Source organism: Blastococcus sp. SYSU DS0616 (assembly GCF_054051015.1).
Genome location: NZ_JBJHAJ010000031.1, coordinates 1 through 13,507, shown reverse-complemented (window position 1 = coordinate 13,507; position 13,507 = coordinate 1). Strand labels below are relative to the sequence as shown.

General features: G+C 73.4%; 11 protein-coding genes. 8 read left to right on the top strand and 3 right to left on the bottom strand.

Features of this window, described 5'->3' with window-relative positions; all coding sequences use genetic code 11:
• Positions 1-61: 61 nt before the first annotated feature.
• The 3 genes from ACI79K_RS18230 to ACI79K_RS18220 all read right to left on the bottom strand — a co-directional run bounded on the left by ACI79K_RS18230 (position 62) and on the right by ACI79K_RS18220 (position 2,890).
• Positions 62-1,066 (bottom strand): hypothetical protein, encoded by a 1,005-nt coding sequence (locus tag ACI79K_RS18230; protein WP_456590259.1) that lies wholly within the window; start codon positions 1,064-1,066, stop codon positions 62-64.
• Positions 1,063-1,587, bottom strand: coding sequence for a SigE family RNA polymerase sigma factor (locus ACI79K_RS18225; protein ID WP_456590260.1), 525 nt, complete (start codon positions 1,585-1,587; stop codon positions 1,063-1,065). Before ACI79K_RS18225 ends, ACI79K_RS18230 begins: the two co-directional genes overlap by 4 nt.
• A gap of 94 nt (positions 1,588-1,681) precedes the next feature.
• The gene (locus ACI79K_RS18220) at positions 1,682-2,890 is read right to left on the bottom strand and encodes a cytochrome P450 (protein WP_456590261.1); all 1,209 of its coding nucleotides are present in this window, start codon (positions 2,888-2,890) and stop codon (positions 1,682-1,684) included.
• Between the two features lie 144 nt (positions 2,891-3,034).
• On the opposite strand from ACI79K_RS18220, the gene ACI79K_RS18215 reads away from it, so the two are divergent.
• From ACI79K_RS18215 to araA, 8 genes are all read left to right on the top strand, one after another.
• Entirely contained in the window at positions 3,035-3,964 is a 930-nt protein-coding gene (locus ACI79K_RS18215) for a DUF5926 family protein (protein ID WP_456590262.1), read from the top strand.
• A 288-nt stretch (positions 3,965-4,252) separates the two neighbouring features.
• The gene (gene chvE, locus ACI79K_RS18210) at positions 4,253-5,404 is read left to right on the top strand and encodes a multiple monosaccharide ABC transporter substrate-binding protein (protein ID WP_456600416.1); all 1,152 of its coding nucleotides are present in this window, start codon (positions 4,253-4,255) and stop codon (positions 5,402-5,404) included.
• Positions 5,405-5,546: 142 nt separating this feature from the next.
• Positions 5,547-7,082, top strand: coding sequence for a multiple monosaccharide ABC transporter ATP-binding protein (mmsA, locus tag ACI79K_RS18205; RefSeq protein WP_456590264.1), 1,536 nt, complete (start codon positions 5,547-5,549; stop codon positions 7,080-7,082).
• Positions 7,079-8,329 (top strand): multiple monosaccharide ABC transporter permease, encoded by a 1,251-nt coding sequence (gene mmsB / locus ACI79K_RS18200; RefSeq protein ID WP_456590265.1) that lies wholly within the window; start codon positions 7,079-7,081, stop codon positions 8,327-8,329. The genes mmsA and mmsB overlap by 4 nt, the downstream gene beginning before the upstream one ends.
• A 52-nt stretch (positions 8,330-8,381) precedes the next feature.
• Positions 8,382-9,422 (top strand): LacI family DNA-binding transcriptional regulator, encoded by a 1,041-nt coding sequence (locus tag ACI79K_RS18195; protein ID WP_456600415.1) that lies wholly within the window; start codon positions 8,382-8,384, stop codon positions 9,420-9,422.
• 34 nt (positions 9,423-9,456) lie between these two features.
• Positions 9,457-11,160, top strand: a complete 1,704-nt coding sequence (locus ACI79K_RS18190; protein ID WP_456600414.1) for a xylulokinase — start codon at positions 9,457-9,459, stop codon at positions 11,158-11,160.
• Positions 11,157-11,837: an L-ribulose-5-phosphate 4-epimerase gene (locus ACI79K_RS18185; RefSeq protein WP_456590268.1), complete on the top strand. Its 681-nt coding sequence runs from the start codon at positions 11,157-11,159 to the stop codon at positions 11,835-11,837. The genes ACI79K_RS18190 and ACI79K_RS18185 overlap by 4 nt, the downstream gene beginning before the upstream one ends.
• Positions 11,838-11,851: 14 nt before the next feature.
• Positions 11,852-13,363, top strand: a complete 1,512-nt coding sequence (gene araA / locus ACI79K_RS18180; protein ID WP_456590269.1) for an L-arabinose isomerase — start codon at positions 11,852-11,854, stop codon at positions 13,361-13,363.
• The last annotated feature ends 144 nt before the right edge of the window (positions 13,364-13,507 follow it).

Here is a 13,507-nt window from a genome sequence, read left to right as displayed (position 1 = left end):
TCCGGATCCTGCCAGTGACCGCGCTCACCTTCCAGCGGTAGGGGTCGGGCCGCCGGGTCGGTCAGCCGTAGATGTCCCGGAGCTGCTCGGTCAGCACGGTCAACGCCTCCGCCGACGAGCGGCCGGTCGACGACTGGGCCGTCGCGGACAGCACCCACACGCCAGCCCCCCGGGCGTCGGGAACGGCGAGTGACCACCGGGCGTCGTAACGCTCGTCCATCCCGGGGCACAGGATGAGCGCCCCGCCGCCGGGGACGTCGGCCGAGGGGCAGGGCGTCGCACCCGGGTACTCCGCCTGGCCGCCGCCCATGACGTAGGTGCTCCGCAGCTGCTCGACCGTCGTCCCGTCGCCCAGGAAACCCACGTCGACGAGGTACGCGTAGTCGTAGGGCCCGTCGTAGGACAGCGGCACCGGCACCCAGGTGCAGCCGGACGGGCCGGCCGGCAGGGTGCCGGTCCAGTAGCTGAACTCGTCGTCGAGGGCCTCGCCGAGCCGCGCGGACAGCCGCGGGCAGGTCGCCATGTCCTCCTCGGTGGAGACCCCCGGGTAGGGCTTGCCGGCGGGCAGCCACCGGTCCCACTCAGCAGGGGACCTGAGCACGACCGGCCCGCCCAGCGCGGCGGCGGTGGCCTCGAGCTCGGGCGCGGCAGCGGCCGCAGCCGCCTGGGCAGCGGCCGCAGCCACACCGGCCTGCGCCTCCTCCGCTGACGCCCGTTCCGCCTCGGCTTCCGCCGCTGACGCCCGTTCCGCCTCGGCTTCCGCCGCTGCCGCCCGGTCGGCCTCCGCCGAGGCCGACCGCTCCGCTTCCGAGGTCCGATCGGGGACGACCGTCGCCGGGGCGGGCGCGGCCGGGCCGGCCGGTGCCGACGACAGCGAGCCGACCGTGGCCGGGACGCCGACTGCGATCACGACCATCGCGGCGACCGTCGACAGGACGCCGGCCCGGGTGCGGCGGCGCTGCCGGTGCCGGGCGACGACGTCGTCGGGCGACACGCGCCCGCCGGCCGCGATGCTGTCGGCGAGCGCGGTCAGCCGCGCGGGCAGGAACTGCTCGACGTCGTTCACGACGACCTCCCGGTCAGCTGCTCGTAGGGGTCCCCGGGTGCGAGCAGCGCCCGGAGCGCGGCGAGCCCGCGGGTGACGTGGTTGTTGACCGTGCTGGTCGAGCACCGCATCAACCGGGCGGTCTCGGCCTCGCTGAGGTCGTCGAAGTACCGGAGGACGACGGCGGTGCGCGCGCGGGGCGAGAGCTGCAGGAGCGCGGCCCGCAGCTCGTCGGCCGCGGCGTGCGCCGCCTGCAGGTCGGTGCCGTCCCCCCGGTCGGGGACCGATTCGATGACCTGCTCGGTGTTGGTGAGCAGCCGCAGCCAGCTCAAGTGGCTGTTGACCAGCATCCGGCGCACGTAGGCCAGCGGGTTGTCGGCCCGCTGCACCTTCGGCCAAGAGGCGAAGGCGCGGGCGAGCGCCGTCTGCACCAGGTCCTCGCCCCGGGCGCGGTCCCCGGTCAGCAGGCACGCCGTGCGCAGCAGCCCGGGCCCGTGGTCGCGGACGAAGTCCGTGAACCCGTCGTCCCTCGGTCGTCCCACGCGCCCACCCTCCGCCGATGCCTCCACCCGGAAGACGTATCGGCCCGGCAGCCGGACCCCAGCGCGGAAGATCTCGGTTAGGTAACGGCCCCGATCAGGCGGTGAGGACGACGGGCAGCGTCTCCAGGCCGCGGATGACGAACTCGGGACGGCGCACCGGCTCACCGCCGAGCTCGAGCACCGACGTCCGGTCCAGCAGCGCGCCGAAGGTGGCCTGCAGCTCGACCCGGGCCAGTGGCGCCCCGATGCAGAAGTGGATGCCCGCACCGAACGCGATGTGCGGGTTGTCGCTACGGCGGACGTCGAGGGTCTCGGGGTCGGCGAAGACGGTGGGGTCGTGGTTCGCCGCGCCGAGGAGGGCGGCGATCTTCTGCCCCTCGGCCACGGTCACGCCGCCGAGCTCCACGTCCGCGGTGGCGGTGCGCTCGAACAGCTGCAGCGGCGGGTCGAAGCGCATGAGCTCCTCCAGCGCCGCGGGGCGCAGACCCGGCTCCGCGCGGAGGGCGGCCAGCTGGTCGGGGTGGCGCAGGAGCGCCAGCATGCCGTTGCCGGTGACGTTCACCGTGGCCTCGTGGCCGGCGTTGAGCAGCAGGATGCAGGTGGTGACCAGCTCGTCCTCGGTCAGCCGGTCGCCGTCGGCGTCCCGGACGGACACCAGGTGGGAGAGCAGGTCCTCGCCGGGGGCGGTACGGCGCTCGGCGGCCAGCTGCCGCAGGTAGGTGACGAACTCGTCCGCCGCGCGCTCGGCCGCCTCCTCGACGGCTGCCGTGCGCCCGTACTCGTACATCTTCACGATCGCGTTCGACCACGGCCGCAGCAGCGGGCGGTCGGCCTCGGGCACGCCCAGCAGCTCGGCGATCACCGCGACCGGCAGCTGCTCGGCCATGCCGGTGAGCAGGTCGACCGGCGTCGACCCGGCCGAGCGCTCGACCAGCTCGTCGGCCAGCCGGCCGGCCAGCTCCTCCACCCACGGGCGCAGCCGCTCCACGTGCCCGCGGGCGAACGCGCTGGTGATCAGCCGCCGCAGCCGGGTGTGGTCCGGCGGCTCCATCTCCAGGATGGCGTTGCGGTGGATGAGGTTGAAGCTCTCGAACCGGTCGGCCGGCTCCTTGTCCGCCCAGATGCGGCCCAGCCGGCGGTCGCGCAGCACGGCGTTGGACTCCGCGTGGGTGAACGCCAACCAGAGTCCCAGCCCCTCGTGCCACTGCACCGGCGCCTGCGCCCGGGCCCGCGCGAACGCCGGGTACGGGTCGGCGACGAACGAGGGGGCGGTGAGGTCGAGCGCGTCGACGGCCGGGGACACGCCGGGAAGCCTAGGAGCCCGCCCGCGGCGTCCGGCACCCGCGGGCCCGCCGACGAGTGAGACGAACTCGGCTTCGAGGCCGCGTCCCCCGGCGCCCGCGGCCTCGGGGCGGGGCCCCGCACCCCGCCACATACGCTGACCCGCATGGCTTCCCGCAAGCGCTCGTCCGCCCCCGCTGCCGCGCCGGAGGGCGTGAACCCGAAGGCGCCCTGCCCCTGCGGGTCGGGCCGCCGCTACAAGCACTGCCACGGCTCCGGGTACGCCCCGCCGGTCGTCCGGCCGTTCGAGGGCCTGCCCGGCGAGGCCGACTGGGTGGCGCTGCGCGAGCTCGTCCCGGCGGCGACGGCGACGCTGCGCTCGGCCGACGGGCGCGAGCTCACCCTGGCCAGCGTGCTGCCCGGCGGCGCCCCCGCTCTGGTGCGCGCCAACGGCCAGATCCTCGTCGGCGCCCAGCTGGCGACGTCGTCGGACGACGTCAGCCGCGACCTCGGCACCGCCGTCGCCGCCGCGCTGGAGGCCCCCGCGGGCGCGCCGGTGGACCCGGGCCCCATCGGTGGCACCGGCTCGGCCGGCCCACGGCTGCAGGAGGTGCTCGACCTCACCGCGCCGCTCGAGGTGACCGTGCACGACAGCTTCGACTTCTGGCTGGAGGGCACCGACCCCAGCCCCGCCGCGCGCGCCGGCCTGACCCAGGCCAACGAGGCGATCCTGCCCACCGTCCGGCTGGAAGGGCTGGAGGCCGCCTACTGGGTGCGCCCGGGCAGCGAGCGGGCGCACCTGCGCTGGGTGCGGCCGGAGAAGGAGGAGCAGTTGCTCGACGCGCTGGCCCGCCTGTCGGCGTCCGAGCAGATCCTCCTCGGTGAGGGCACCCGCTACGCCGGCGCCTTCCGCGCCCACGGTCTCGTCGTCCCGGTGTGGGACCTGCCGGCCGACACCCCGGCCGAGGACTGGGCCGCACCGGCGACCGAGTTCCAGAGCCGGCTCGAGGCCGCCCTGGCCGAGACGGCCCCGCTGACCGCCGACGAGCGGCGCGCCCGCGCCGGGCTGCTCTCCCGCCAGATCACCCTGCGGTAGCCGGCTGCGGGGCGCACGAACGGGTGACGCCCCGCAACCGACGCACCCGGGAGCGGCCCGCCCGGTGACCGCCCGTACCGGCCGCCCGGCGGGGAGAACGCGCTGGCGCCGGGCGTGCGCCTGCCCGGACGGCGCTGCCCGGTGTCCGGCGGATGGACGTGTCGTTACGCGACCGTGACGCGAACCGCACTTGACGGCGGCTCGTGTTAGCGCTCACATAGACGGGTCCGCAGACGCGGGCCTGAGCGCCGACGCGACGGCGGCAGAAGCTTCAACGAGGAGGCCCATGTGAGCAAGAAGCTCGGCCTGACCGCACTGGGCGCCACCCTGGCGCTCGGTCTGGCGGCGTGCGGCGGCGAGGGCGCCGGCAGCACCAACGACACGGCCAACGCCAACCCGGAGGACCTGTCGATCGGCGTCTCGATGCCGACGCAGACCTCCGAGCGCTGGATCGCCGACGGCGAGAACGTCGAGGAGCAGCTGACCGAGGCCGGGTACGACGTCGAGCTGCGGTACGCCAACGACGACATCCCGACCCAGGCGCAGCAGATCGACACGATGATCACCCAGGGCGTCGACGCCCTGATCGTCGCCGCCATCGACGGCACCGCGCTGACCAGCCAGCTCGCCAACGCCGCCGCCGAGGGCATCCCGGTCATCTCCTACGACCGGCTCATCCGCGACACCGAGAACGTCGACTTCTACGTCAGCTTCGACAACTTCAAGGTCGGCGTCGCCCAGGGCGAGTCCCTGCTCAAGGGCCTCGGCGTCCTGGACGAGAACGGCGAGCGCACCGACGCCACCGGTCCGTTCAACGTCGAGCTGTTCGCCGGCTCGCTGGACGACAACAACGCGCACTTCTTCTGGGACGGCGCCATGTCGGTGCTGCAGCCGCTGATCGACGACGGCACGCTGGTCGTCCCGTCCGGGCAGACCGACATCGGGCAGGCCGCGATCCTGCGCTGGGCGCAGGAGGGCGCGCAGCGGCGCATGGAGGACCTGCTGACCTCCACGTACAACAGCGGCACCGTCCTCAACGGCGTCCTCTCGCCCTACGACGGCCTGTCCCGCGGCATCATCACCGCCCTGGAGAACGCCGGCTACGGCCCGACGATCACCGCCCCGGAGCGGCCGATGCCGATCATCACCGGTCAGGACGCCGAGATCGCCTCCGTCAAGCTGATCGACGACGAGATCCAGTACTCGACGATCTTCAAGGACACCCGGCTGCTGGCCGAGCAGGCCGTCGCGGCCGCCCAGGCCTACCTGGAGGGCGAGGAGCCCGAGGCCAACGACACCGAGAGCTACCACAACGGCGTGAAGGTCGTGCCGTCGTACCTGCTCCCGGTGGAGACGGTTACCAAGGAGAACATCGAGCAGGTCCTGATCGACTCCGGTTACTACACCGCCGACGAGGTCGCCGCCGGTCAGACCAGCTGACCCGCGCTCTTCGGCAGCACCCCGCACGACCGGTCGGGCTCGGCGCCGCGTTCTCGCCGCCGGGCCCGACCGGGCACCATCCAGCAGTTCCGTGCACCGCCCAGCACCGTGACCCACTCAGCACCGAGGACGACGGAGTCCCATGGACAACATCCTGGAGATGCGCTCCATCACCAAGACCTTTCCCGGGGTCAAGGCGCTGGAGGACGTGAACCTCGCGGTTCGCGCCGGCGAGATCCACGCGATCTGCGGGGAGAACGGAGCCGGCAAGTCCACCCTGATGAAGGTGCTCTCGGGCGTGTACCCGGCGGGCAGCTACGACGGCGAGATCGTCTTCGACGGTCAGCCGGTCGCCTTCAGCGGCATCCGGGACAGCGAGCAGGTGGGGATCGTGATCATCCACCAGGAGCTGGCGCTGGTCCCCTACCTCTCGATCGCCGAGAACATCTTCCTCGGCAACGAGCGCCGCGGCCGCGGCGGCCTGATCGACTGGAACCGCGCGCACGCCGAGGCCGAGGCGCTGCTGCGGTCGGTGGGCCTGCGGGAGAACCCCGAGACGCCGGTCGGCCAGCTCGGCGTCGGCAAGCAGCAGCTGGTCGAGATCGCGAAGGCGCTGTCGAAGAACGTGCGGCTGCTCATCCTCGACGAGCCCACCGCCGCCCTCAACGACACCGACTCCGCGCACCTCCTGGGGTTGCTCCGCGACCTCAAGGGGCGCGGCATCACCTGCATCATGATCTCGCACAAGCTCGGTGAGATCACCGCGATCGCCGACAACGTCACGGTCATCCGCGACGGCAAGACGGTGGAGACGCTCAACCTGCACGCCGGCGAGGTCACCCAGGACCGGATCATCCGCGGGATGGTCGGCCGCGATCTGGAGAGCTACTACCCCGACCGCGAGTCGCACCCCGGGGAGGAGGTGCTCCGGGTCGAGGACTGGACCGTGTGGCACCCCACCCAGGACCGCAAGGTCGTCGACGGCGCCGGCTTCGACGTGCGCGCCGGCGAGGTGGTCGGCATCGCCGGGCTGATGGGCGCCGGGCGCACCGAGCTGGCGATGAGCATCTTCGGCCGCTCCTGGGGCCGCAACATCTCCGGCCGGCTGTACATGCACGGCAAGGAGATCCAGGCCCGCAACGTGCCGGAGGCGATCGACCACGGCATCGCCTACGCCACCGAGGACCGCAAGCACTACGGCCTCAACCTGATCGAGGACATCCGGCGCAACGTCTCCGCCGCCGCCCTCGGCAAGCTCTCCCGCCGGGGCTGGGTGAACGCCAACGAGGAGACCAAGGTCGCCGAGGCCAGCCGGCGCAGCATGAACATCAAGGCGCCGACGGTCTCCGCCGTCGTGGGCAAGCTCTCGGGCGGCAACCAGCAGAAGGTCGTGCTGTCCAAGTGGCTGTACACCGACCCCGAGGTGCTCATCCTCGACGAGCCGACGCGCGGCATCGACGTCGGCGCGAAGTACGAGATCTACACGATCATCAACCGTCTGGTGGCCGACGGGAAGGCCGTCGTCGTCATCTCGTCGGAGCTGCCCGAGCTGCTCGGCATCTGCGACCGCATCTACACCCTCTCCGCCGGCCGGATCACCGGTCAGCTGCCCGTGCGCGAGGCGACCCAGGAGAACCTGATGGAGCTCATGACCCAGGACAAGGAGGTCGCGGCGTGACCAAGACCGTGCCGCAGACCGAGGAGATCACGCCGGCGCCGGGCGCCGCGCAGCAGGCGAAGGAGGACGCGCGGGGCGGCGGGCTGCTGGGCCTGGTCACCGCGAACCTGCGCACCAGCGGCATCTACATCGCCTTCGTGGCGATCGTGGCCCTGTTCGCGGTCCTCACCGGCGGGGACTCGCTGAGCCCCGGAAACCTGTCCAACATGGTCCTCCAGTACTCCTACATCCTGGTGCTGGCCATCGGCATGGTGATCGTGATCATCGCCGGGCACATCGATCTCTCGGTCGGTTCCGTGGTCGCGCTCACCGGTGCGGTCTCGGCCGTGCTGGTGATCCAGCAGGGCTTCCCGTACTGGGTCGGCATCGTGGCCGCGCTCGCCGTCGGCATCGCCGTCGGCGCCTGGCACGGCCTCTGGGTGGCCTACGTCGGCATCCCGGCGTTCATCGTCACCCTCGCCGGCATGCTGCTGTTCCGCGGCCTCACCCTGCAGGTCCTGGACAACGTCTCGCTCTCGCCCTTCCCCCGCGAGTACGGGCAGATCGCCACCGGCTTCATCAACGGCTGGCTCGGCGGCTACGGCTACGACGCGTTCACCCTGCTGATCGGTGCGGTCGCGGTGGCCGGCTACGCGGTCAGCGGCTGGCGGGCCCGATCGGCGCGCATCCGCTACGACCAGCCGGTCGAGAGCCTCGGCCTGTTCGTCCTCAAGGTGGTCGCCGTCGGCGTCGTCGTGATGGCGTTCGCCTGGCAGCTCGCGAACTCCCGCGGCCTGCCGATCGTGCTGATCATCCTGGCCGTCCTGGTGCTGGTCTACGGCCTGGTCACCACCCGCACGGTGTTCGGGCGGCAGGTCTACGCGATCGGTGGGAACCTGCCGGCGGCGATGCTCTCCGGGGTGAAGGTCAAGAAGGTCAACTTCTGGATCTTCGTCAACATGGGCTTCCTCGCCGCGATCGCCGGGATCATCTACTCCTCGCGCATGAACGGGGCCCAGCCCGCAGCGGGTGAGATGTTCGAGCTCGACGCCATCGCGGCGGCCTTCATCGGCGGTGCCGCGGTGACCGGCGGCGTGGGCACGGTGGTCGGCGCCATGGTCGGCGGGCTGATCATGGCGGTGATGACCAACGGCATGCAGCTCATGGGGATCGAGCAGCAGGTGCAGATGGTCGTCAAGGGCCTCGTGCTCCTGCTCGCCGTGGCCTTCGACGTCTACAACAAGCGGCGCGCCGGCGCCTCGCGCTGACCGGCGGCGGCGCCTGCGGAGGACCGTGCCGGGCAACGAGGGAGGAGCGGGCGTGACAGCCGAGGTCGTGGGGTCCCGTCCCCCGGGGCTGGCCGCCGTGGCCGCGCGGGCGGGGGTGTCGCACCAGACGGTCTCCCGGGTCATCAACGGGCACCCGAGCGTCGCGCCCCTCACCCGCGAGCGGGTCCAGCGGGCGATCGCCGAGCTCGGGTACCGCCCGAACCGGGCGGCCCGGGCGCTGGTCACCGGCACCACCCGCACGATCGGCCTGGTCACGGTCAACATCGCCCAGTACGGCCCGGCGCAGATGATGATCGGCCTGGAGCGGGCCGCCCGGGCGGCCGGGTACGCGCTGTCGGTGGCGATCCTCGACGAGGCCACCGCCGACGCCATGCGGGAGTCGGTCGACAACCTGGTGGCCCAGGGTGTCGACGCGGTCGTGGCGCTGTCCACCTACGACGACGCCGCCGACGCGGTGAGCCGGCTCGAGCCGCCGGTCCCCCTGGTCGCCGTCCAGGTGGGCGGGGCGGACGGGCGGCCGGCCGTCGCGATCGACCAGGAGGCCGGGGCGCGGGCGGCGGTGCGGCACCTGCTGGACCTGGGGCACGCGACGGTGCACCACCTGCCCGGCCCGGCGGACTCCCAGGAGTCCCGCGGTCGCGCCGACGGGTGGCGCGCGGAGCTCGCGGCCGCCGGTGCGTGGCTGCCCGAGGAGTTGCCGCGCGGCGACTGGACGCCGGCTTCCGGATACGCCGCCGGCGAGGAGCTCGTGGCCCGGCGGCGCGCGGGGGAGCAGATCACCGCCGTCTTCGCGGCCAACGACCAGATGAGCCTGGGTCTGCTGGCGGCGCTGCACGACGCCCGGTTCACCGTGCCGGGCGACGTGAGCGTCGTGGGCTTCGACGACCTGCCCGAGGCCCCGTACTTCGTGCCGCCGCTGACCACGATCCGGCAGGACTTCGCCGAGCTCGGCCGACGGGGCGTGGACCTGGTGCTCGGCCGCATCCGGGGCGAGTCCCCGCATCCCGACCCTGTCCCGCCGAGCCTGGTGGTGCGGGCCAGTGCGGGCTCCCCGCCCGCCGTGAGAGGCTGATGTGAACGCTCACAAATCACCCGGAGGAGACCCGATGGGCCAGCAGGCGGACGCCGTGACGGCCGGCGCCGGTGCCGGCACGGACCCCGGCGAGGCGATCACCGCGGGCCGCACGGCGCTGGGCATCGAGCTCGGGTCGACGCGGATCAAGGCGGTGCTGATCGGCCCGGACCACGCTCCGCTCGCCGTCGGCAGCTCCGACTGGGAGAACCGGCTGGTCGACGGCGTGTGGACGTACTCGCTGGACGCCGTCTGGTCGGGCGTGCAGGAGAGCGTCGCGGCCCTGGCCGAGGACGTGCGGGGCCGCCACGGGGTCGAGCTGACCGGAGCCGGTGCGCTCGGGGTGTCGGCGATGATGCACGGCTACCTGGCCTTCGACGCCCGGGGTGAGCTGCTCGCGCCGTTCCGCACCTGGCGCAACACCAACACGGGGCGGGCCACCGAGCGGCTCAGCGCGGAGTTCGGCGTCAACATCCCGCACCGGTGGAGCGTCGCGCACCTCTACCAAGCGATCCTGGACGGCGAGGAGCACCTCGCCCGGCTCGACCACCTGACCACCCTCGCCGGCTACGTGCACTGGCAGCTCACCGGGGAGCGGGTGCTCGGCGTGGGGGACGCCAGCGGCATGTTCCCCATCGACGCCACCACCGGCGGCTACGACGCCGCGATGCTGGCCCGGTTCGACCAGCTGGCCGCCGAGGCCGGGGTGGAGGTCACCCTCGCCGAGCTGCTGCCGGCCATCGCCGTCGCCGGGCAGCCGGCCGGCACGCTCACCGCGGCGGGCGCGCGCCTCCTCGACCCGGCCGGGCGGCTGCGCCCCGGCATCCCGCTCTGCCCCCCGGAGGGCGACGCGGGCACCGGCATGGTCGCCACGAACTCGGTCGCGCCGCGCACCGGCAACGTCTCCGCCGGGACGTCGATCTTCGCCATGGTGGTGCTCGAGCGGGAGCTCGCCGCGGTGCACCGCGAGCTGGACCTGGTCACCACACCGGCCGGCGACCCGGTGGCGATGGTGCACTGCAACAACGGCGCCAGCGAGCTGGACGCGTGGGCCGGGCTGTTCACCGAGTTCGCCCGGGCGCTGGGTGCCGACGCCGAGCCGGGGAAGGTCTTCGAGACCCTCTTCACCGCCGCGCTGGACGGGCAGAGCGACTGCGGCGGGATGCTCGCCTACAACTACCTCTCCGGGGAGCCGATCACCGGTCTGGAGGAGGGGCGGCCGCTCTTCCTGCGGTCGCCGGACAGCAGGCTGGACCTGGGCACCTTCATGCGCACCCACCTGTTCTCCTCCCTGGCCACGCTCCGGATCGGCATGGACGTCCTGCAGAAGGCCGAGGGCGTGCGGCTGGACCGGATGTTCGCCCACGGCGGCATGTTCAAGACCGAGGGCGTCGCCCAGCGCTTCCTGGCCGCCGCGACCGACACCCCGGTCTCCGTCGGCGACGTCGCCGGTGAGGGGGGTGCCTGGGGCATGGCCGTCCTCGCCGCCTTCGCGACCGGTCGCTCCCCGGAGCAGGGCCTGGCCGACTACCTGGACACCGCGGTCTTCGCCGGCACCAGCCTGCAGACCGCCGAGCCCGACCCGGTCGACGTCGCGGGCTTCGACGCGTTCATGGAGCGGTACGTCGCCGGCCTGCCGGTCGAGCAGGCCGCCGTCGACCACGTGGGAGTCGGCCGCGGACGGGCCGCCGACGCCCCGACGACCTCCCCCGTCCCGAAGGAGGAGCACCTGGCATGAGCAGCCCGACCCTGACCGAGCGCGGCACCCACCGGGAACTGCGCGAGCACGTCGCCGCGCTGCACGGCGAGCTGACCCGGTACGAGCTGGTCACCTGGACCGCCGGGAACGTCTCGGCCCGCGTGCCCGGCGAGGACCTGTTCGTCATCAAGGGCAGCGGCGTCTCCTACGACGAGCTGACCTGGGAGGGCATCACCGTCTGCGACCTTGACGGCGCCGTCGTCGACGGGGTCAAGGCGCCCTCGTCGGACACCGCCGCCCACGCCTACGTCTACCGGCACATGCCGGAGGTCGGGGGCCAGGTGCACACGCACAGCCCGTACGCCGCGGCCTGGGCCGCGCGCGGCGAGGAGATCCCGTGCGTGCTGACGGCGATGGCCGACGAGTTCGGCGGCCCGATCCCGGTGGGCCCCTTCGCGCTGATCGGGGACGACTCGATCGGTCAGGGCGTCGTCGCCACGCTGTCGGGGTCGCGCTCACCCGCCGTCCTGATGCAGAACCACGGCGTCTTCACCATCGGCCGGGACGCCCGGGCCGCCGTCAAGGCGGCCGTCATGACCGAGGACGTCGCCCGCACCGTGCACCTGTCCCGGCAGCTGGGCGAGCCGATCCCCATCGCGCAGTCGGACATCGACTCGCTCTACGCGCGCTACCAGAACGTCTACGGACAGCGCTGAGGAAGGACGACTTCGTGGCACAGGATCCCTACGCCGGGGCGCAGGTGTGGTTCCTCACGGGCAGCCAGGGGCTGTACGGGGAGGAGACGCTGCAGCAGGTGGCCGACCAGTCCCGCCGGGTGGCGGTCGCGCTCGACGCGGCCGCCGAGATTCCCGCCGAGGTGGTGTGGAAGCCGGTGCTCACCGACGCCGGCGCCATCCGCCGGGCGATGGGCGAGGCCAACGAGGACCCGTCCTGCATCGGGGTGATCACCTGGATGCACACCTTCTCGCCGGCCAAGATGTGGATCGCCGGGATCGACGCCCTGCGCAAGCCGCTGCTGCACCTGCACACCCAGGCCGACGCCGCCCTCCCGTGGGCGACGATCGACATGGACTTCATGAACCTCAACCAGGCCGCCCACGGCGACCGCGAGTACGGGTTCGTCCTCACCCGGTTGCGCCAGCCGCGCACCACCGTCGCCGGCCACGTGGACAACCCCGCGGTGCGGGCACGGGTGGGTTCCTGGGTGCGCGCGGCCGCCGGGGCCGCGGCCGCCCGGAACCTCAAGCTGGCCCGCTTCGGCGACAACATGCGCGACGTCGCCGTGACCGAGGGCGACAAGGTCGAGGCGCAGCTCCGCTTCGGCATGTCGGTGAACACCTGGGGGGTCAACGACCTGGTCGCCGTGGTCGACCAGGTGGCCGACGCCGACGTCGACGCGCTGGTGCAGGAGTACGGCGACCTCTACGAGCTGGCCGCCGACGTCCGGCCGGGCGGGGAGCGGCACGACTCGGTCCGCTACCAGGCGCGGATCGAGCTGGCGCTGCGGCAGTTCCTCACCGAGGGTGGGTTCGGGGCCTTCACCACCAACTTCGAGGACCTCGGCGGACTGCGCCAGCTGCCCGGGCTGGCCGTGCAGCGCCTCATGGCCGACGGCTTCGGCTTCGGCGGGGAGGGCGACTGGAAGACCTCCGCCCTGCTGCGGGTGCTCAAGGTGGCCGCGGCCGGCCTGCCGGGTGGCACGTCGTTCATGGAGGACTACACCTACGACCTGGCCTCCGACCGGCCGAAGATCCTCGGCGCGCACATGCTCGAGGTCTGCCCGACGATCTCCGGCGAGCGGCCCCGGCTCGAGGTGCACCCGCTCTCGATCGGCGGCCGCGAGGACCCGGCCCGCCTGGTCTTCACCGCCGCTCCCGGCGAGGGGGTCGTCATCGGCTGGGCCGACCTCGGCGACCGGTTCCGCTGGGTGGCCAACGAGGTCGACGTCGTCCCGCCGTCCGAGCCGCTGCCGAACCTGCCCGTGGCCCGGGCGGTCTGGGAGCCGCGGCCGGACTTCGCGACCTCCACGGAGGGCTGGCTGACCGCCGGCGGCCCGCACCACACGGTGCTGTCCACCGCGCTGGACGCCGACGTGCTCACCGACCTCGCCGAGGTGTTCGGCGTGGAGCTCGTGGTCATCGACGGCGACACCACCCGCCGGTCGCTGGCCAAGGAGCTGCGCTGGAGCGCCGCGTACCACCGGCTGGCCGCCGGGATCTGACCGCCGGCCCCCTCCGCGCGCAGTCGGGGGGGGGGGCGCCCCGGGGGGGGGGGGGGGGGCGGGGGGGGGGGGGGGGGGGGGGTGGCGGCGGGGCGGGGGGGGGGGGGGCGGGCGGGCCGCGGGCGGGGGGGGGGGGGGGGGGGG

Bases quoted from the DNA above. Each gene is read 5' to 3' on its own strand.
- ACI79K_RS18215 (WP_456590262.1), top strand. From the start codon at position 3,035: ATGGCTTCCCGCAAGCGCTCGTCCGCCCCCGCTGCCGCGCCGGAGGGC.
- mmsA (WP_456590264.1), top strand. From the start codon at position 5,547: ATGGACAACATCCTGGAGATGCGCTCCATCACCAAGACCTTTCCCGGG.
- ACI79K_RS18190 (WP_456600414.1), top strand. From the start codon at position 9,457: ATGGGCCAGCAGGCGGACGCCGTGACGGCCGGCGCCGGTGCCGGCACG.
- ACI79K_RS18185 (WP_456590268.1), top strand. From the start codon at position 11,157: ATGAGCAGCCCGACCCTGACCGAGCGCGGCACCCACCGGGAACTGCGC.